The sequence below is a fragment of the Colwellia sp. Bg11-12 genome, from assembly GCF_014076955.1.
Classification (GTDB): Bacteria; Pseudomonadota; Gammaproteobacteria; order Enterobacterales; family Alteromonadaceae; genus Colwellia_A.
Genome location: NZ_JACGUZ010000071.1, coordinates 104,346 through 124,732, shown reverse-complemented (window position 1 = coordinate 124,732; position 20,387 = coordinate 104,346). Strand labels below are relative to the sequence as shown.

Annotated in this window: 17 protein-coding genes; 5 read left to right on the top strand and 12 right to left on the bottom strand. The window is 38.4% G+C overall.

From position 1 onward, the window contains the following. Positions 1-8: 8 nt before the first annotated feature. The 6 genes from fadB to H4J39_RS09430 all read right to left on the bottom strand — a co-directional run bounded on the left by fadB (position 9) and on the right by H4J39_RS09430 (position 7,799). On the bottom strand, positions 9-2,177 hold the full coding sequence (gene fadB / locus H4J39_RS09455) for a fatty acid oxidation complex subunit alpha FadB (RefSeq protein WP_182227695.1): 2,169 nt from the start codon (positions 2,175-2,177) through the stop codon (positions 9-11). Between the two features lie 389 nt (positions 2,178-2,566). Continuing rightward, on the bottom strand, positions 2,567-3,802 hold the full coding sequence (locus tag H4J39_RS09450; protein WP_182177444.1) for an ABC transporter permease: 1,236 nt from the start codon (positions 3,800-3,802) through the stop codon (positions 2,567-2,569). Then, positions 3,802-5,013: an efflux RND transporter periplasmic adaptor subunit gene (locus tag H4J39_RS09445; protein ID WP_182227693.1), complete on the bottom strand. Its 1,212-nt coding sequence runs from the start codon at positions 5,011-5,013 to the stop codon at positions 3,802-3,804. Before H4J39_RS09445 ends, H4J39_RS09450 begins: the two co-directional genes overlap by 1 nt. After that, positions 5,010-6,167 (bottom strand): HlyD family efflux transporter periplasmic adaptor subunit, encoded by a 1,158-nt coding sequence (locus tag H4J39_RS09440; protein ID WP_182227691.1) that lies wholly within the window; start codon positions 6,165-6,167, stop codon positions 5,010-5,012. The genes H4J39_RS09445 and H4J39_RS09440 overlap by 4 nt, the downstream gene beginning before the upstream one ends. Then, positions 6,160-7,131, bottom strand: coding sequence for an HlyD family efflux transporter periplasmic adaptor subunit (locus H4J39_RS09435; RefSeq protein ID WP_182227689.1), 972 nt, complete (start codon positions 7,129-7,131; stop codon positions 6,160-6,162). Before H4J39_RS09435 ends, H4J39_RS09440 begins: the two co-directional genes overlap by 8 nt. Further along, positions 7,116-7,799, bottom strand: coding sequence for an ABC transporter ATP-binding protein (locus H4J39_RS09430; RefSeq protein WP_182227687.1), 684 nt, complete (start codon positions 7,797-7,799; stop codon positions 7,116-7,118). The genes H4J39_RS09435 and H4J39_RS09430 overlap by 16 nt, the downstream gene beginning before the upstream one ends. Positions 7,800-8,188: 389 nt before the next feature. Here H4J39_RS09430 and H4J39_RS09425 point away from each other — a divergent pair, with 389 nt between their 5' ends. Then, the gene (locus tag H4J39_RS09425) at positions 8,189-8,431 is read left to right on the top strand and encodes a hypothetical protein (protein WP_182227685.1); all 243 of its coding nucleotides are present in this window, start codon (positions 8,189-8,191) and stop codon (positions 8,429-8,431) included. 105 nt (positions 8,432-8,536) lie between these two features. On the opposite strand, the gene H4J39_RS09420 is transcribed toward H4J39_RS09425, so the two are convergent. Then, positions 8,537-10,759 (bottom strand): EAL domain-containing protein, encoded by a 2,223-nt coding sequence (locus H4J39_RS09420; protein ID WP_182227683.1) that lies wholly within the window; start codon positions 10,757-10,759, stop codon positions 8,537-8,539. A 267-nt stretch (positions 10,760-11,026) separates the two neighbouring features. On the opposite strand from H4J39_RS09420, the gene H4J39_RS09415 reads away from it, so the two are divergent. Then, on the top strand, positions 11,027-11,941 hold the full coding sequence (locus H4J39_RS09415; protein ID WP_182227681.1) for a TIGR03899 family protein: 915 nt from the start codon (positions 11,027-11,029) through the stop codon (positions 11,939-11,941). A 178-nt stretch (positions 11,942-12,119) separates the two neighbouring features. Here H4J39_RS09415 and H4J39_RS09410 read toward each other — a convergent pair whose 3' ends face one another. Genes H4J39_RS09410 through H4J39_RS09400 form a run of 3 tightly spaced genes read right to left on the bottom strand, consistent with a single transcriptional unit; the run spans position 12,120 to position 16,430 of the window. Then, entirely contained in the window at positions 12,120-12,896 is a 777-nt protein-coding gene (locus tag H4J39_RS09410; RefSeq protein WP_182227679.1) for a phosphoadenylyl-sulfate reductase, read from the bottom strand. Further along, positions 12,889-14,637, bottom strand: a complete 1,749-nt coding sequence (cysI, locus tag H4J39_RS09405) for an assimilatory sulfite reductase (NADPH) hemoprotein subunit (RefSeq protein ID WP_220462171.1) — start codon at positions 14,635-14,637, stop codon at positions 12,889-12,891. Before cysI ends, H4J39_RS09410 begins: the two co-directional genes overlap by 8 nt. After that, on the bottom strand, positions 14,637-16,430 hold the full coding sequence (locus H4J39_RS09400) for an assimilatory sulfite reductase (NADPH) flavoprotein subunit (protein WP_182227677.1): 1,794 nt from the start codon (positions 16,428-16,430) through the stop codon (positions 14,637-14,639). Before H4J39_RS09400 ends, cysI begins: the two co-directional genes overlap by 1 nt. Before the next feature lie 213 nt (positions 16,431-16,643). Between H4J39_RS09400 and H4J39_RS09395 the strand changes: the two genes are divergently transcribed. Next, positions 16,644-17,750, top strand: coding sequence for an NAD(P)/FAD-dependent oxidoreductase (locus H4J39_RS09395; RefSeq protein WP_182227675.1), 1,107 nt, complete (start codon positions 16,644-16,646; stop codon positions 17,748-17,750). Positions 17,751-17,895: 145 nt separating this feature from the next. On the opposite strand, the gene H4J39_RS09390 is transcribed toward H4J39_RS09395, so the two are convergent. Further along, positions 17,896-18,654, bottom strand: a complete 759-nt coding sequence (locus H4J39_RS09390; protein WP_182227673.1) for an FKBP-type peptidyl-prolyl cis-trans isomerase — start codon at positions 18,652-18,654, stop codon at positions 17,896-17,898. A 130-nt stretch (positions 18,655-18,784) separates the two neighbouring features. On the opposite strand from H4J39_RS09390, the gene H4J39_RS09385 reads away from it, so the two are divergent. Then, entirely contained in the window at positions 18,785-19,777 is a 993-nt protein-coding gene (locus tag H4J39_RS09385; RefSeq protein WP_310649736.1) for a hypothetical protein, read from the top strand. A 19-nt stretch (positions 19,778-19,796) separates the two neighbouring features. Further along, on the top strand, positions 19,797-20,033 hold the full coding sequence (locus tag H4J39_RS09380; protein WP_182177468.1) for a SlyX family protein: 237 nt from the start codon (positions 19,797-19,799) through the stop codon (positions 20,031-20,033). Positions 20,034-20,101: 68 nt separating this feature from the next. Here the strand turns inward: H4J39_RS09380 and H4J39_RS09375 are convergent, their stop codons facing one another. Further along, positions 20,102-20,296 carry a YheV family putative zinc ribbon protein gene (locus H4J39_RS09375; RefSeq protein ID WP_182177470.1) on the bottom strand — a complete coding sequence of 65 codons (195 nt, stop codon included), beginning with the start codon at positions 20,294-20,296 and terminating at the stop codon, positions 20,102-20,104. Between the last annotated feature and the right edge of the window lie 91 nt (positions 20,297-20,387).

Sequence of the window (20,387 nt, the reverse complement as noted above, 5' to 3'; positions counted from 1 at the left end):
TCCTTAGCTTATGCTGTTTTTACGTCGGTGTTGAAATAAGATTTACCTGATTTAGCCATTTCGCGTAATCCGTCAGTTACCTGATAAATTTCACCTAAATGCGCATACTTATCGGCCATAGCAATAAAGTTAGTTAAACCTAACGTTTCTAAATAACGAATTGCACCACCTCTAAACGGAGGAAAACCAATACCGTAAATTAAGCCCATATCAGCTTCAGCGGCAGTATCAACAACACCTTCTTCTAAACAACGCACCACTTCATTGACCATAGGGATCATTAAGCGAGCAATAATTTCTTCACTACTGAATTCTTTTTTGTCTGCACAGGTACTTTCAAACAATGCGTAAGCATCAGCAGAAGCTACTTTTGTTGGACGGCCGCGCTTGTCTTGACCGTAATCATAAAAGCCTTTGCCATTTTTTTGACCAAGGCGCTTATTACTATACAAAGTGCTTACTGGGTCTTTATCGATTTTTGCCATACGCGTAGGAAAGCCAGATGACATGACACCCGTACAGTGATCAGCGGTATCAACACCAACAACATCAAGTAAGTATGCTGGGCCCATTGGCCAACCAAATTGTTTTTCCATAATTTTATCAACAGCTGCAAAATCAACGCCTTCAAGCATTAATTGGCTAAAGCCAGCAAAATATGGGAATAAAACACGGTTGATATAAAAGCCAGGGCAGTCGTTAACAACAATCGGTGACTTACCCATTTTAGCGGCGTAAGCAACAACAGCTGCAACAGTTTCTTCAGAAGTTGCTTTACCACGAATAACTTCAACCAATGGCATTTTGTTTACCGGATTAAAGAAATGCATACCACAGAAGTTTTCTGGACGCTTTACACTTTGCGCTAACAAATCGATAGAAATTGTTGAGGTGTTAGAGGTTAAAATCGCATCTTCAGAAAGAAAACTTTCTACTTCAGCAAGTACCATACCTTTTACTTTAGGGTTTTCTACTACGGCTTCAACCACAATATCAACATCTTTAACACTATCGTAGCTAAGTGTTGGTGTGATGTTATTTAACACGCCAGCCATAGTCTTAACATTCATGCGACCACGTTCAACTTGCTTCGTTAAAATGCCAGCAGCGGTATTTAAACCTAAATCCAGTGCCGCATCATTAATGTCTTTCATGATGATTGGTGTACCTTTATAGGCAGACTGGTAAGCAATACCACCGCCCATAATGCCAGCACCTAATACAGCGGCTTTATTCACTTGTTTAGTTGCCATTTTAGCGGCTTTCTTTGCTTTGCCTTTAACCACTTGGTCTGCCATAAACAAGCCAATTTGCGCGGTAGCAGCATCAGTTTTAGCAAGTTTAGCAAAGTTAGCATTTTCAATAAGCATCGCTTCTGTTCTACCGAGTAAAGCTGCAGCTTCGATAGTTTTTACCATCATCATTGGTGCAGGGTAATGTTTACCGGCTTTAGCGGCGATCATACCTTTACACGTATTGAAGGTCATAATTGATTCAACAGGGCTAAGTTTTAGCGCGTCGAGTTTCTGTTGACGTTTAGCTTGCCAATTTAACTTGCCTGCCATTGCTTCTTTAAGCATGCTAATAGCCGCTTCACGCAAATGCTCAGGGGCAACAACAGCATCCAATAAACCGACAGCCATAGCTTGTTCTGGTTTAAAAGCTTTACCGGTAGACATCCATTCAACCGCGTTATCAGCGCCAATAATTCTGGGTAAGCGCACTGTGCCACCAAAACCAGGAATAAGACCTAATTTAACTTCAGGTAAACCTATTGAACATGTTGTATCAGCAATACGGTAGTCACAAGCTAAGCTCATTTCACAACCGCCACCTAAAGCAAAACCATTAAGCGCAACAACTGTTGGCAAATTAATGTCTTCAAATGAGTCAAAAACATCTGAACCACCTTTGATCCAAGGAACAAGTTCCGCTTCTGGCAGTTTAAACATTGCTAAAAATTCAGTGATATCCGCACCAACAATAAAGTTAGACTTTCCAGACGTCACTAAAACGCCTTTCGCATCGCTACAATTATTAATCGCAGCAACCACTTCAATATATTCTTTAAAAGTTTCCTGATCGAACTTATTCACTGAGCCTTGTGCGTCAAATTTAAATTCAACAATGCCGTCATTCAGTAATTCGGCAGAAAGGTTTTGACCTTGAAATAACATGCCTAGTTTCCTCGTTTAGTGGGATAAAAATAGGGTCTGATACCGATTAAATAATAATTTAATGATCAGTTTTTATAATAATAGACGATTGAGTGTGCCTTGAAAGAAAAATAAATGCAAATTATTTAAACAGGCGTTTTAATTAGGTGTATTAATCTATCGTTTTTTAGCTAAATCACTAAAAAACAGCTTAGTCGAAAGCTCATTTATCGAGTCGACAGGTCAATAGACTAAGCAGTCATTAAAGATGTGATGGACCATTTAACGAAGTAAGAAATAGACTTGACCATTTGCTCAGTGCAAACCTACCGCGTTAACGTTCCTGTGAAAAAGATAACATTAATTTATCCAAAAGCGTTTACAAGACATGTAAACGCTTTTGAAAGCCGTTAGTCACTTTGTAAGGCGTCGATAGGGTCGAGTTTTGATGCTTTGATTGCAGGGTAAACACCGAAGGTTAACCCTACAAGTGCACAAATACTAAAAGACAAAATAATTGCACTCGTTGACCATGACACGGCCCATTCAGAATAAAGTGCGATAAGCTCTGAGAGCATGATCCCAAAAAATACCCCCAAGATGCCCCCCATAATTGAAATAGTAAAACTCTCGGCAATAAACTGTAAACGAATATCTTTTTGCGTGGCACCAACCGCTCGCAACAAACCAATTTCTTTGGTTCGTTCTAATACGGTAGCAAGCATAATATTCATAATACCGATGCCCCCCACTAATAAAGAGATACCGGCAACACAAGACATCACAATATTAAATATTTGTTGTGTCTGTTTTTGCTGAGCTAATAAAGCGGCGGGAATAACCAAGTTATAATCATCGACTTCATTATGGCGACGATCAAGTAAATGACTCACCGCTTTCGCGGCGCTAATAGGATCAACACTGTCATCAAGTTTGAGTTTAATGCTAGTGACTTCACTTGCAAGTTTTTTACTGGCAAATTTATGTATCGCTGTTTTTAAGGGAATAAACACCTGACGTTGGTCGCCACCGAGTTTTATACCCTGAAACTCCTGCTTCTTTAAAAAAGGCGCTTGTAATACTCCGACCACTTTAAACCAAAGGTGATTGATTTTAATATTTTGGCCAATAGCATTACCTTGTGGAAAAAGCTGCTTTGCTGTCGATGAACCAAGCAGTGCCACCTGAGAAAAGTTTTGATCGTCAGTTTCGTTGAGTAAACGCCCCTGTGCTAAATTGAATTTAGATAATGCAAAAAAGCTGGCACTTACTCCTGTTGCTTCACCATCACTTTTACCCTCACCACTAAATATACTGTAAGTATCTATTAGTTTTTGCGCACTGAATGCCGTAACAAAGGGTAATGAACTCGCACTGATTTCACCATCTCTGATACTTAGCCCTGTGGAGTGCTTACGTTGTTCTTGTAACTCTTTTTCTTCAAAAACCTTCCCTTCTATGATCAAGTTATGCAGTCCCATTGAGTCGATCATTTTCATCGCTTCAGCTTCAGCTCCCTCACCAATATTGAGCATCGCGATAACTGCGCCAACGCCGAATATCATACCGAGTAACGTTAATAAAGTACGTAGCTTATGCTGGGCAAGCTCGGAAAAAGTATCGAGAAAAATCGCTAAATATTTCATTAACTATGCTCCTTATTGGTTAATGCTATTTTCTGACCTTCTTTAAGCCCTGATAAAATTTCAACATGACTTAAACTTGCCTGCCCTAATGTAACGGGGGTAGAGATGTAATCGCCATTTTTATATAAATAAACAAAAGATTGTTTCGCTTCTACAAATACGCTCTGCAGTGGAATAACCATTTTCTTACTGGTGGCGATAATTTCAATATTGGCTTCTAACTTTCTTCCAGGAACAAATAGCTCAGTGTTTTGCTCTGTTAAAACAACAATAACTTCAAAATATTTTTGCGGATCGCCCCGCTTTATCGACGTAGGAAAAGGGGCAACTGTTTCAACAGTGCCTTTAAAGGGTTTATCCGAATAGGCGTTTAAAGTAATACTTACCGGTTTATCTATCGCTAAGTTTATTGCTTCACTTTCTAAGACGAATAGCTTCACTTTCATGTTACTGATATCAGGTAATTCAGCGATTTTTTGCCCTGGCCATAGTGATTGCCCTTCGCGAGGTTTTTCACCACGCCAATTGGCTTTATAAGCAAGTAAACCATCGTGGGGTGCTTTAACTTCTAGCTTTGCTAAACCTTCACTCAACTGCTTTAATTTACTCTTGCTCTGCGCTTGCTTCATTTCTAATAAGCCCATGTCTCCTGCTGAACTTGCGCTAAAACTATCATTTTTCCAATAAAGATATTCTTCTTTTGATCCCAAGTATTGGGTGTTTTGTAATGAATCAAGTATCTCTAATTTTGAACGTATTTGATCATCATTGATTGAGAAATTTTCAGCAAAACTTTTCTCTTGCCCCACCATACCAATATCTTTACTTATTGAGTCAAGTGCTTGGTTGAGCATACCTGTTTTTTCAATGATTTCTTGTTTAGTGATTGATAATTCGTTACGTCTATCTTTGCTTTGAATTTCCATGGCTTCGCCGTCAAAGCGGGCAATAACATCTCCTTTTTTAACACGTGAAAACTCTGGTGCTAGCCAAGAAATATTTTGCGGTCCTTGCCTGCTTATCGGTGCACTTATAACGGTTGCTTTTGCTGCAAACAACTCTCCTTTTGCAGGTACATTAACCACAAATTCTTGCTGAGTAACCTCATATAACAAAGGATCACTTTCTTGGCCTGAACAGCCTGTTATTGCAATAAACAGTAAACTGACAATTAATGTTTTTTTCAGTGTTTTTTGTTGTGAATATCTCATAAAGTCACTATATCTCCTTGTGATAAGCCACTTTTAATGACCACTTTATCTCCCACAATATGGGCAATTTTAATCCTTTGAATATGATCAGATAAAAGACCAGGAATTAACACACTCCCTTGACCATTATCTAACTTAACCGCTTGAGAAGACAAGGTTAACGCGTTATCGATCACTTCAGTAACCACCTCTATACGTGCGGTCATCCCAGGACGTATAACAATGTCTTCAGGTTGTTCAAAAGCAATGATTGCATCGAACACGCGGCGTTTATCTTGAGAAGATTTATCACGAAAAACACGACCTAATTCAACAATTTCTCCCTGTAGAACAATTTCTTGTGTACCATCAATCATGATTTTAACTTGTTGGTTCAGCTTGATTTTGCCACTATCAGGTTCAGCAATTTGTGCCTTTAATTGCATTTGTTCAATAACGGCAAGCTCAACAACCGGCTGACCAAATTGAATACTCTCGCCAACCGCTGGTTTTTCTCCTTGAAAGTTTGCTCGATAAATAACCATACCGTCAATAGGCGCTTTCACTTTCAAACGTTCGATATCACTTTTAAACTCATCAACTTCAGCCGTTAATCGATGTACCTTCCCTTTAGCTAACTTTAAATTTAGTGCCTTATTATTCTCATGAAATTTAAGTCTTTCTTTTGCAAGAAAAAAATCATTTTCAGCAATAGTGAAATCAATAATCGATTTTTTACGATCGTTATCAGAACGACTGTAATCGATAATATCAGCCTTGCGTTCGGCTTTTTCATAGTCCATTTGCTTTTCAGCGATACTGAGAATCAGCTCTTGTTCTGTCTCTGTTGCCTTAATTTCCTTATTTTCTAATTCCTTTTGAGCACGTGCTAAATCGGCTTGTTTATCAACCAACCTATCCATGACTTTTTTACTGTCAAAAGCAACAATCAATTCACCTTTTTTAATACGCGTATTTTCTTGTGCAAGCTTTTTAATTTGATACTGCCACATACCAGAAACAGATGGAGGAGCTATCATTGCGGTTTGCTTTGACTCTAATTCACCACTGGCGGTTACAATAAGTCTTACCTTTTCTAACTTCACTGTTTCGCTGGGTACTTTTTCACATGCACACAACAATACTAGCCATATAATGGGAAGATATTTATTCACTTGGGTCTACTCCTGTAAACTCTAATTGAGCGCTCATGCCTGGTAATAACGTTAAGGCTTCGTCAACGGTAAAAGAAAAAACAGCGCGATAATAAACATCGCTTCCCCATTCTTTACGTTCTTCGGGTTGGCTAGATATTTCGGTTAATGTTGCAGCAAGGTTATATTGTGGAAAGGCGTCAAGTTTGAAATCTACCACTGACTTTAATTGCAAATTTTTATAGTCAACCTCATGGACCCAAGCTTCAATGTACAAACCATTCACCGAAGGAATTTTGGCAATTTCCCACGAAGGTTGCGCTGTCATACCGACAAACACTTTCTCTCCGTACCATGGATGAGTACCATAAAGAACAGGACCAGTGCGCTCAGCATAACCACTCATTTGCTTGAGTTTATATTCATTGTATTGCAACTTATCTTGATGTTTTATGATGGTAATTTTTTGCTTAGTCACTGCAACCGTATTAGCCAGGTTGACTTGCTTTAAATTTTCAAGGGCTTTCGCATTAGCGACAACCGTTTTTTCGAGCTCAAGTTGGTTTTTTTGGTATTCATACTTACTTAAATGCACAACAGAAATACTGGCATCGATACGTGCTTTATCAAGAAGCAGCGCGGTTCTTTTTTGCCCGTAAGTTGCTTCCAAAAATGATTGTTCTGCCGTACTGGTAATTCGAAATAACTCTTCATTGGCAGCAATTAAACTCACTTTTTCTTGTTCTATTTGACTTTGGATTGAGCCACTATCAAATACAACAACTAAGTCGCCTTTTTTGGCAATGTCACCCTCAGGCAACAACCACTGCACTTGTACATTCCAACTATCTGTTTTAGGGGAATAAAATGTTTGATTGTCACTGGCTTTAATTTGACCTGATAATATTAAAGGGGTTTGCGTTAAGGCTAAAGTACAGCAACTATAAAAAAGTGTAATGCTTGATAATATTAGTTTTTTATACATAATCGGTCCTCAATCACGTTACCATCTTTCATCCGGATCATTCTGTCAGCATATGCCGCAATATCTTCTTCATGAGTTACCATCACAATAGTTTGTCCCTGAGCATGCAATTCACAAAGTAAATCCATGATTTCATAAGACGTTTTTGAATCTAGGTTACCTGTCGGTTCATCAGCAAAAATGACTTCAGGGCGATTGACTAAAGCTCGGGCAATAGCAACACGTTGGCGTTGCCCACCAGACATTTCGAAAGGTTTATGATGCCATCTTGAAGATAAGCCCACTTTATCGAGCATTTCCATGCCGCGTTTTTTTGCATCCTCGGGATCTGCATTACTGTAACGTAAAGGTAAAATAACATTATCAAGTGCTGTTAATCGGGGTAATAAATGAAAGGTTTGGAAAATAAAGCCTATTTTTCGATTACGTATTTGCGACAAGCTTTCATCATCAATATTTTTTATCGACTCTCCTGACAATAAATATTCACCTGACGTGGGTGTATCGAGGCAACCCAAGATACTCATTAAGGTCGACTTACCTGAACCCGAGGTTCCCATTACCGCAACGAATTCATTATTTCCAATGGTTAATGAAACATTATTCAGTGCTATAACTTGTGTTTCACCTTCGCCATAAATTCGACTGATGTTATCAATCTTGATCACTATTACGCTCCATGAAAATTAATCCTTATTAATGCGATAACTTTTACCCAATAAATAAAGGTAAAATATCTAACGCAACAATATATCGTTTTAAATTTCAATCACAAACGTCTGAATTGTAATAATTTATTTCAACAAAGACAAAATTTAATAGCAAAAAACTTTAGAAAATATGTCAATGAAATATTAAAAAAATATCGAGTAGGTTAACCTTTTTTAAACATTCAATACGATTAGTTATAGATACAAAAAGTTAATTATATGTATATATTGCGTTAAATAAAAAACAGTACTAGGCTACTTTTAAAGATTGTTCGGCGGTTTTTTAGACAGTCTTTTGTATTTTTATATAAACCTATACTCATTTTAATAATCTAATAAGGATACTTATGAGAATCAAAACTATAATTTTAGCGATAGCAATCACTGCATCAACAGCATTTACTGCATTAGCAGCTACACATCAGTCTGTATCAGGCTCTAGTATTTGGGGAGATACTTATGGTGAAGCTTATGGAGGAGCATACCAAAACCTTACATCACAGTATCCTGGCGTTCATGAAATTAACGTACGATGTCTTGATATGAAAGGTGCTTGGAAATGTTATGCAAGCGGAGTTATAGACATTTAAATATATATTTTTTACTGTATCGATTACAGTTGAAGGAGTAGAGACATTAAAAGCCAGGATAATATATCTTGGCTTTCTTTTAATGAAAAAAAAGATTAATTAACGTTAATTATTATTACGTAAAAACGTTAAAAATTCATCAGCAGGCATGGGTTTAGCGTAAAAGAAACCTTGTACTTCGTCACACCCTTGAGCAATTAAATGCGCTTGTTGTGCTTCTTCTTCAATACCTTCAGCAATAACTTTTAAGTTCATTTGCTTGCCTAAGTTTATAATGGTGTCAGCAATTAATGATTGTCCTGGCAGTGCAATATCAGTAATAAAGGATCGATCCACTTTTAAACGATCAAGTGGTAGTTTTTGTAAGTAACTCATTGAAGAGTACCCTGTACCAAAATCATCAAGAGCGATACTAATACCTTCTGCTTTTAATTTAACTAATGCGTCAATAACAACTTGAGGCTCGTCCATTAAAATATTTTCGGTTATTTCTAATTCAAGCTTACTCGGTTTAACATCATGTCTAATCGTTGCTTGAATAATACTATCAACAAAGTTATCACGTTTAAATTGAGGAATAGAAACATTCACTGAAATACCTACATGGTCAAATTTCTGCTGCTCTAATACTTTAATTTGTTTACATGCTTGGTTAATAACCCAGTCACCAATCTCAACGATTAAACCTGAGTATTCTGCAAGAGGAATAAACACGGCAGGTGAAATAAATTTACCTTCAGCAGTGCGCCAGCGCAGTAATGCTTCAGCGCCAATAACCTTGCGTGTTATTAAACTCAGTTGAGGTTGATACCAAAGTTCCAAACGATTATCAGCAAAATCAGTACGTAATTGCCTGATCATGCCTAAACGCCATAGGGTTTCATCTTCCATTTCTTTTTTATAATAAACAAAATTCACATTGTCGCTTTTTTTAGCTAAATTCAATGCGATGTTTATTTGATTAAGCACTTTTACCCCTTGTTCACCTGCACTATTTTTTGAACATAAGCCAAAACATGCCGTAACCGGTAAACGCTGTTCACCCGCGGTAAATGAACGATAAAATAATGACATTAACCTATCAGGGTTTACGCTATCAGCAGGGCCAATAACACCAAACACGTCAGCACCCATACGAGCAATTTGACAACTGTTGCCTAACTCTTTCATTCTTTCTGTTACAGCAAGGAGAAGTTTATTGCCTAAATCTTGTCCCAAACCATCATTGATATCACTAAAGTGATTAATATCAATTAAGGCAGCAACAAGGTCTGTCTCTTCTGATTGAATAAAGCGGTCAAGTAAATTAACAAATTCTAAACGATTGGGTAATTCAGTGAGCCAGTCACGATATGCGGCATTTCGCAACTTTTGAAATAAATGAACATTTTCATAGCCGATCGCTACATTGGCTAAAAAAACTTCAATTAATTGTATTTGAATTTCTGTTAATTCTTGCTCAAGCTCAAGATAAATAACAGCACGGTATCCACCACTCGCTAAATACAATGCTGCATGATCATGACTATAACCATGTTGCTTTTGGGTAAAACAACGGCTAATGCGGTCTTGTAATGCGTTGCTATCGAAGCAAGATATTTTTTGATTTATTAATTCGGTACTATGACCCATTTGACCTAAAACATGTAAGCTTAAATCGTCAGAGCCTTCTATTATACCTTGCCCTCGAGCACAAAAAGCACTGCACTGACTTTCACTCAACTTGGTTAATTGTGCCAACACACCTTCAGCATATTCATGAATACTATGGAGTTCAAGCAAGTCTGCAGTCGCACTAATAATTTTTTCTAAACCAAGGCGATTTTGGTTTACCGAGTGAATTTGTTGGTATGAACGAATAGCGGCATACACTGTTGTGACTAATTTACGGCGAGTTAATTCTGTTTTAGTTTTATAGTCGTTGATATCATAATCTTTGATGACACTTTCTTCGGGTGCGTAACCTGGCTGACCTGTTCTGAGAACGATACGTATATCTTGGCGGCAAAGCGTTTCGCGAATATGTTTAACAACATTCAAGCCAGCATCATCAGTTTCCATCACAACGTCGAGTAATACCAAAACGATATCCTCGTGCTCTTCAATAAGCAGACATGCATCGCGTCCAGAATAAGCGTGGATATACTCTATGTTTTTACCTAGGACGACTAAATCGGAGAGTGCTAACTGAGTAACAGAGTGAATTTCGGGATCATCATCAACAATCAATACTTTCCACGTTTCAGCACTACCGTCATTCAGAATCTCATCTTCATCACTATCATCAATAAATAAAAAGTCGTCATTATTATTTTCAGAAGCCTGCATATCGCCCTCAATTAACCAGTAAAACATAACTGATTAAGGTTTTTTTTAACATCAAATTTATTATGAACTATATTCCCAATAAACTACATAATAAGAGTCAGTTAAATAATATTCAACCTAGAATTACAATTATATTCATAATTTCAATTGCTTCCTTATTTTACGTTAAGTTTAGATTAATAAAGAGAAGATTGCTGATTTTAATTTTCCAGCGTATGCTTAGAAAAAATAGTAATAAAAATAATATATTAGTTACGGTAATTTTTTATGAAAGACATAAACGAACCCTCAACTGTACCCCTTGTTATTACTGACGAGCCTATTAACAACGAAGTCATAAAAACAACAACATCTAGCAGTAAAAATGGTGGCAATAAAAAAAACACAGGGGTTTCCTCGCAAATGCAGCTTTTAGCATTAGCTAAGAACTTCGTACTTGATGGCGGGTTAGCTTCACTAGAAAAACAAATGCCCTTGGAAGAAAGAACTCAAAAAAGAGCACGAGTTTCCGCATTACGAAAGCAAGAGAATCTTGAAGCAATCATTAAAAGGTCAATCAATTACTGTTCTGCGACAGAGTTCGCAAATAAAGCAGACGCGGATTGGTTTAGTACCTTCACTGAACTCGCTGAAGATGTTAGTAATACGACAATGCAAAACTTGTGGGCCAAAATCCTCGCTGGTGAAATATCACAACCCGGTTCGTTCTCAACTAAAACGCTTAAAATTTTTCGTGCGATGAGTATTACCGAGGCTAAATTGTTAGCAAAGGCTTGCAGTTTGGCAGTGACAGAGCCAGCGAAAAGAAATATTCGTATTATCTCAGGAGCCTATCAGACACCAAGCTTGTTCAACTTTTTTAGTAAAAATAGAGAGCAAAACATACCCTTTAGTCAGTTTTCATTGAGCTACGCTGACTTACTCATTTTGGCTGATAATCACCTCGTTTTTATACAAGAAACAGAGTCTACCCCCATGGATAAGTCAGAAGTGTTTACTTTTAACTTTAACGGTAGGCCATTAACACTGGTGGCAAAAAAGTCTTCCTGTGTACTGAAATTTTATAAATTCACCCCTGTTGGTAGCGAGCTGGCACGTCTGATCAGCGATAATGTCGATGATGCTTATTTACAGCATTTGAAAAGTGCAATAAATGAGAGTTTTTCGGTTGTTGAAGGTTAATGTTATCGGGTACGAGCACCCAAAAGTACTCATATTGAAAGACAATTTTTTGTTCCATAAAAATCAGTGCCTACATCTATATAGGCCAATTGAATCTGACCTGAAAAGTATTTAACATAAAAAAGGACAAGCATCTAAGATGTTTGTCCTTAAGATTAAATCTTTAGTAAGACTTAATTTAAATACCGTCACCGTCAGTATGTAGGCCACATTCTCTCGCCATGCCAGAAAAACGGGTATCACTTTCAGTCATACCTAACGTTAACGGTCGTGTACTGTGCGTATCGCCAACGGATACATAACCTTTGTCCCATAATGGATGATAAGGCAAATTATGCTTGGTTAGATACTCATGTACATCTTTGTTACTCCAATCAATAATTGGATGAACTTTAAAACGACCACGTAAAATGCTAACAACAGGTAAACCTTGGCGATGCTCTGATTGCTGACGCCTAACACCAGAAAACCATGTTGCGGCATGCAGTTCATCTAAACCACGCTCGAGGGGTTCAACTTTATTACGGCGATTATAGGCTTTTAAAGCTGTCTCATCTTTCGCCCATTCTTCGCCATATTTTGCTTGTTGCCATGCCGCACTTTCAGCTGCGCTATACACTTGTAAGTTCAAGTTCAAACGTTCTGTAAGCTTTTCAATGAACTGATAGGTTTCAGGGAATAAGTGGCCTGTATCAGTAATAAGTACTGGGATATTCGCGTCAACTTGCGTCAACATATGCAACATAACCGCCGATTGAATACCAAAACTTGATGACAAAACAAACTGCGACGGTAAATTTTCCATCGACCACTCAACCCGCTCGGTGGCCGTTTGCTTTTCTAACAACTCATTCCATTGATTCAACCATGGCTTAGGTAGAGAAGCGGGGAAACGGTTATTAATCGGCGCCTTTATCTCTGTAACATTCGTACTGCTGCTTATAATTTTAGTCATGAAAATCTCGCTTGCTGTTTTTCACTTCTGCGATAATACCGGTGCGGATAGTAAAGTCGCCAAACGCTTCGTTATTCGTGCGTTCTGTAGACCAACGCCCCACTAGCGCATCCATTTCATCAAGAATATCTTGTTCGCTTAAGTTTTCTTTATACATTTTCGGTACACGCGTTCCGGCTAAGTTTCCACCTAAATGCATATTGTATTTACCCGGACCTTTACCGACTAAGCCAATTTCGGCCAACATTGCACGGCCACAGCCATTTGGACAACCCGTAACCCGTAAAATAATACTTTCATCACTCATATTGTGTTTGGCTAAAATTCCCTCAACATCAGTGACAAAGCCGGGTAAATATCGCTCGGCTTCTGCCATCGCTAATGGACAGGTTGGAAATGATACACAAGCCATAGAGTCTTTACGTTGCTTTGAAACAGCGTCATTCATCAAACCATATTCACGAGCAATCGCTTCAATTTTTGCTTTATCTTCGCTTGCCACACCTGCCACAATTAAGTTCTGATTGGCTGTCATACGAAAATCACCTTTGTGAATTTTCGCGATTTCAGCAACACCTGACTTAAGTGGTTTGCCTGGTTTATCAAGTAGACGACCATTTTCAATAAATAATGCTAAGTGATGTCTCCCATCAAAACCTTCAACCCAACCGATACGATCGCCACGTTCTGTGAACTCGTAAGGACGTGAGGTTTCAAACGTAATACCCGCGCGTTGTTCAACTTCTGATTTAAAGGTCTCTACACCGACTCGGTCAAGCGTATATTTAGTTTTGGCATTTTTACGGTTTACTCGGTTACCCCAATCGCGTTGTGTTGTAACAACAGCGGTCGCAACAGCTAAGGTATGAGCTAAAGGCACATAACCAAAGTCGTCTGCTTTGCGAGGATACGTTGACTTGTCGCCATGGGTCATTGCTAAACCACCGCCAACAAGTACGTTGAAACCGACTAACTTACCGTTTTTAGCAATCGCGATAAAATTTAAGTCATTGGCATGAACGTCAATATCATTTTGTGGCGGAATAACGACCGTTGTTTTGAATTTACGTGGTAAGTAGTTACTGCCTAAAATAGGTTCTTCAGTTTCTTTACCTTCAGGGCCTTCAAGCTTTTCACCATCTAACCAAATTTCGGCATAAGCACGAGTTTTTGGTAGTAAATGCTCACTAATCTTTATTGCCCATTCATACGCTTCTTGATGAAGTTCTGACTCAATAGGATTAGAAGTACATAAAACATTACGGTTAACATCGCCAGCAGTAGCAATTGAATCGATACCAATACTGTTTAATGTTTGATGCATTAATTTAATATTTGGCTTTAATACGCCATGAAACTGAAACGTTTGACGTGTCGTTAAACGAATACTGCCATAAGAGGTACTTTCTTGAGCAAATTTATCAATAGCTAACCACTGCTCTGGCTTGATAATACCGCCAGGCATACGAGCACGTAACATAACGTTATGTAATGGTTCTAACTTTTGCTTAGTGCGTTCACCACGAATATCACGGTCATCTTGCTGATACATACCATGAGTTCTAATAATATGATAATTGTCGGCAGTAAAGCCACCTGTTGTCTGATCTTTTAAGTCATCAACGATTGTGCCACGTAAAAAATTACTGTCTGCTTTTAAACGTTCATTATCAGCTTGCTTACCTTCAACAATTAATGGGCCTGGACCTGTTAGTACGATATCTTTATTTGTTGTCGTCATTAGTAAACATCCTTCTGGAAACGCTTCGCGTTGCGTAATTCTTTTAAATAGTCTTGTGCTTGTTCAGTGCTTAATTTGCCATGCTCAGCAATAATATCGACTAAAGCAAGTTCAACATCTTTTGCCATACGGCTCATGTCACCACAAATATATAAATGTGCGCCACGCTCTAACCAAGCAAAAACTTCGCTGGCTTTTGCACGTAAACGATCTTGCACATATATTTTTGTTGCTTGGTCACGAGAGAAAGCTAAATCAATATTTGTTAACAAACCTGATTTTAAATAACCTTGCCATTCGGTTTGGTATAAAAAGTCTTGTGTGAATGTTTGGTCACCAAAAAACAACCAATTATCACCACTTGCTGTCGTCGCTTCACGTTCTTGCATAAACGCTCTAAAAGGCGCAATACCTGTCCCTGGGCCAATCATTATTACCGGAGTATCGCCATTTTCAGGTAAACGAAAATTGTCGTTGTGTTCAATGAAAACTTTCACCGTACCGCCTTCTTCAAGACGTTTACCTAAGAAGCTTGAAGCCCCCCCGGTTCTTAAATGATCATTTTCATTGTATTCAACTAAGCCTACGGTTAAATGAACTTCTTCTTCTACTTCCGCTTGACTAGAAGCAATAGAATATAAACGCGGGGTGATTTTTCTCAGTGCATCGGCAAAATCTTGCGCGGTAACTTCAGCCGGAGCCGCTTTGACTACATCAACAATTTGATGGTTACCTGCATACTCACGAGCAGCATTTTTATCTTCGCTTATGGTAAGTAATTTTTTATCTTTTGATTTATCAGCCCAAAAACTAATAAAGTTAACCGCTGTTTGGGTAATTTCTAGTTTTGATGTTAACGCTTCGGCTAACGATAAACTTTCGCCCGCCACTACAATGTTTTCATCCGCTGACAAATTCAATACTGAAATAAGTTCTGCCACTAAGCTTTCGTCATTTTCAAACCAAACACCTAAAGCATCGCCTGCTTGATAAGTTATACCTGAATCAGCTAAATCAATTTCGATATGGCGAACATCTTTCGCTGAATCACGGCCGGTAATTTTCTGACTTAAACTTAATTCAGCAGCATAAGGTGCTTGTTTAGTATATTCACTCATTGCACCTGCTGTTGGCATAGCAACGACATTGTTGGTGTCTACTTCGCTACCAAACAATGCTTTCGCTTTATTAACGACACTGTCTGACCATGCTTTTGCATCTGCGTCATAATCAACATCGCAATCTACGCGTGGCGATATTTGCTTGGCACCCAACTTACTTAAGTATTCGTCAAAATCTTTACCTGTTTGACAGAAGAACTCATAGCTGGTGTCGCCCAAAGCTAAAACACTATAGTATAAGTTGTCGAGCTTAGGGGCTTTCTTTGACGCTAAGAATTCATGTAATGCAATGGCGTCATCAGGTGCTTCACCTTCGCCATTTGTACTCGCAACAATTAATAAGTGTGTAAGATTCTTAATACTCTTAGGCTTAAAGTCGCTCATGCTTTTTAAATCAACGACCATACCTTGCGCATGTGCTTGTGCGGCTAACGCTTTAGCAACACCTTTAGCATTTCCTGTTTGCGAACCAAATAAAATCGTTAGCGTTGCCGCCGGGGCTGCAACAGCTGATGGGCTAACGCCTGCGGATGCACCTTCAGATTTAGCCGCTAAATAACCACTTGCCCACGCAAGTTGTAACGCAGAGTAACTGCCAATAGTGTGTTGTAATGATGAAAGTTGATCTGCATCTAGCATAGTTTTCTGTAAGTTCTGTTGGTTTGGCAACATAAGGTCAATTCGCCCATTTAAATTTAATAAAATAATAATAGACTGGCTTTGCCGATAATAAAAAGAATAGAAAAGGCTTTTTTATTCCAAAATGGAATAAAAAAACTTTAAAACTAACAATAATATCTGATCATACTTTTAAGCTATTCTTTTTCTTGATCTTTATATAAGAGACGACCACACTCTTAATAAGCTAACGTGATAGATGAAGTTATGGAAAAAGTAGAGGCGATAATTATTGGTGCAGGGGTTGTCGGGTTAGCCATTGGCGCTAAATTGAGTAAAGATGTTAATAATGTCCTTATTATTGATAAAAACCCCCATTTTGGTGAAGAAACCAGTAGCCGCAATAGTGAAGTTATTCATGCCGGTATTTATTATCCTCAGCACAGTTTAAAAGCCAAACTCTGCGTAAAAGGCAAAGAAAAACTTTACCAATATTGTAAAGACCGCAATACTCCCCATCAACGCTTAGGAAAACTTCTCGTTGCGCATGGCCGCGCCGAAGAAATATCCTTAAAAAACACGTTAAAGCAAGCCGCACTTAATGGTGTTAATGATCTTACTTGGCTAACGGAAAGTGAGCTTAAAGTGTCTAATCCAGAGTTGCATGCCACTGCAGCTTTACTTTCACCCTCAACAGGTATTATTGATGTTCATTGCTATATGCAAGCATTACTGGCAGACATTGAACACAATAAAGGCCAGTTTGTTGGACAAACCCAGTTTATTAACGCAGAAAAAAGTCGTGATGGATTTATTGTTACCTTAAATAGCCAAGGTGAGATCATGCAGTTACATTGTCATTATTTGATTAATGCTGGGGGATTACACAGCACCAAAGTGGCCGAAAATATCAATGCTTTAGCAAAAACACATATTCCAAAACTTTATTATTGTCGAGGGCACTATTTTTCCTACCAAGGGAAAAGCCCTTTTACGCAACTGATTTATCCGGTACCTCAAGCATATGGTCTAGGTATTCATGCCTCATTAGATATTGGCGGACAATTGAAGTTTGGCCCAGACACCGAGTATATCGATAATATTGACTACCAAGTATCGGCTCATTTAAAAGCAAAATTTGTTAGCGCTATTAAACGCTACTACCCAACTTTAGATGAGTCACGCTTGCAACCGGCTTATTCTGGTATTCGCCCTAAACTGCAAGGTCCCTCTGATGGTTTTAAAGATTTTATTATTCAAAGCGAAGAAGAACATGGTTTAAAGGGATTAGTTAATTTATTTGGTATTGATTCGCCGGGGTTAACGTCGAGCTTAGCTATCGCTGAGTATGTTGGCGAGCAACTGGCAATATAAGATTATATCTTTGAATGTCGGAGAATGACCATCCTGAACATATACGCTCCTTCCCATCCATGGCAACGCGTTATACCGTTCATCCTGAACATATAAAAGCCAATTGTTTACACAATTGGCTTTTTAATAGAAACGTTATTACTGACTATTTAATCGCTTCTTCTGGTTCAGCTGCCTTTTTAATATCTAATAATTCAATTTCGAACTGTAATACTGAATTACCTGGCATCCCATTTTGTGGGTTACCGGCTGGTCCGTAGGCTAAATCAGAGGGAATAGTAAAAAGATACTTTGAGCCAACTGACATTAACTGTACACCTTCCGTCCAACCTTTAATAACACGGTTTAATGGGAGTACTGCCGGCTTGCCGCGATCGTATGAACTGTCAAACTTTTCACCATCGATGAAAGTGCCAGTGTAGTGAACAGTTACCGTATCAGCGGCGCTAGGTTTTTCACCTTCACTTTCAGTAACAACAACATATTGAATGCCTGATTCAGTGATTTTTACGCCGTCTTTTTTAGCATTTTCTTCTAAGAATTTTGTGCCTTGTGCAATTGCTGCAGCAGATTCAGCTGTTGCTATTTCTGCTTGTTTTGCTTTCATTTGTTCATCAAGGCTCATTAATAACGCTTGAATCTCTTCTTTTTCAATAATTGACTTGCCAGCAAGACTATCGGTAAATCCGCGGGTAATTAATGCTTGGTCAAGTGGAACACCTAGTTTTTCATGTTGATCAAGGTTCTTTTGCATGTACATGCCAATTGAAGCACCTAAACTGTAAGATTGCTTTTGTATTTCAGTTTCTAAAACAGGCGCTGGTGCTGTTTGTTCTACACTTTCTTGACAGCCAAACACTGACACAAGTGCAATAGCTAACATAGTTGGCTTAAATAATTTCATTTTTTCTCCGTTAACATAACCTAGTACTCAGGTGGAGGAAGTCCCCTAAGCTATTGATTAAATATTATGTATTGTTAGACAATGCGGCTTATACTAACGATAAATTAACTAAGAAAAAAGTATTAATATTGTGAACAAGTGTAATAACAAGCTAACACTGCTTTTCGTCTGTCTATTTTCCTTACTTAATAGCGCTTGTCAGCCTGCTGGCGACAAACCTATACAACGCTGGCAGCATGCTACAGAAGGCTCCTACGCGGCTAATCTTTCTAATGATGCTAAATACAGTGTTGTTTCTTCTATTCATCATGGTTTAAGTTTATGGGACATAGAAAAAAATGCACTAAAATACCGCTGGTCACAACAGCAAAACAGTAGTGATAACTTAGTGCTGTTAGCCGACATTTCAAACAACAATAGTCATGCGCTCACTGCAAACCGAGAAGCTTTTTCTTTGTGGAATATAACTACAGGAGAATCTGAGGGTTATTGGAAAGTACGCGAATCAACAATTCGTGATATTGCTTTGTCTAATGATGGTGATTTTATTCTCCTTGGTAAAAGCAACGGGACCGTTGTTCACATTACGATGAGTAACGGTCGTCGTTTAGAGTTTTTAGGTCACACAGAAAAAATTAATGCGATTGACATGCTTCCCAATGGCCGTATCGCTATTTCAGGCGGTAATGATTACGTTGCTTATATATGGGACACACAAAGTGGTCAGGTTATTTATCGGTTTAACCACCCAAGTAGGGTCACTATGGTGGCTCTTGATCCCAAAGGTCGCTTCGCTTTTACCGCAGACAGTCAAAAGTCATCGAACATTTGGGATTTAAAAACAGGTAAACGTATCAGCCAATTACAGTACTTTAATCGCCAGGAAGTTTTCAGCTCTGTACGTTTTTCTGACGATGGCACTAAATTATTAACCGGAGCTCCTACTCGAAAGGTTAACCTTTGGAGTATCGCGACGGGTGAAAGACTAGACAGCTGGCGAGTAACGCCAAAAGAAAGTATTCGTGCTGCGGGTGCGGTAGTGTATAGTGTCGCCTTTAAAGAAAAGAACCAAATCATCACTGAAAGTTCATCTGGATACGCTGAACTTTGGCAAAGAAAGTAGCGCTAGGTAACCCAAAATCATGACAATAGAAACCCCCAGAGACATTATCGAATTACGAGAAAGTGTGGAAGCGCTTCAATCTCGTAATGCTTTTCAAGACGATATTATTGAGCAATTAAACAATGAGCTTGCTATCCATCAATTAGAACTTTCAGAGCTGAGATCTCAGCTAAAATTAATCGCTAGACGAGTGCAAGATAATGCTCCAGGCCAAAGCCAATCGCAAGAAGTAGAGCCACCACCACCTCATTATTAATGTAGTCGTTCTACTTCTGCTAGTATAAATGACATCCTGAATAATTTCAGGTTGTCAAAACACCCACATTACTCTTGTTTAAAAATACCAAACACTTGCTCTTTTGGACGAATTTGTTTCACGACATGTTCTTCTGGTTGTGACATCTGGTGTCCACAGCTCACGCAGGTGACTTTTTCAATGTTGTTTTCTTTGGTTAAGCCCATCGTATCCATGGCATTACATTTTGGGCAAATAGCGCCAGCAATAAATCTTTTTTTCATGTTTTTCAATCCAAATATAATCCAGTTACATTATTTTACCTTGAATCTTATCGATAGGAAAAGGACAATAGCGCTCTGAATTAAAATGAGT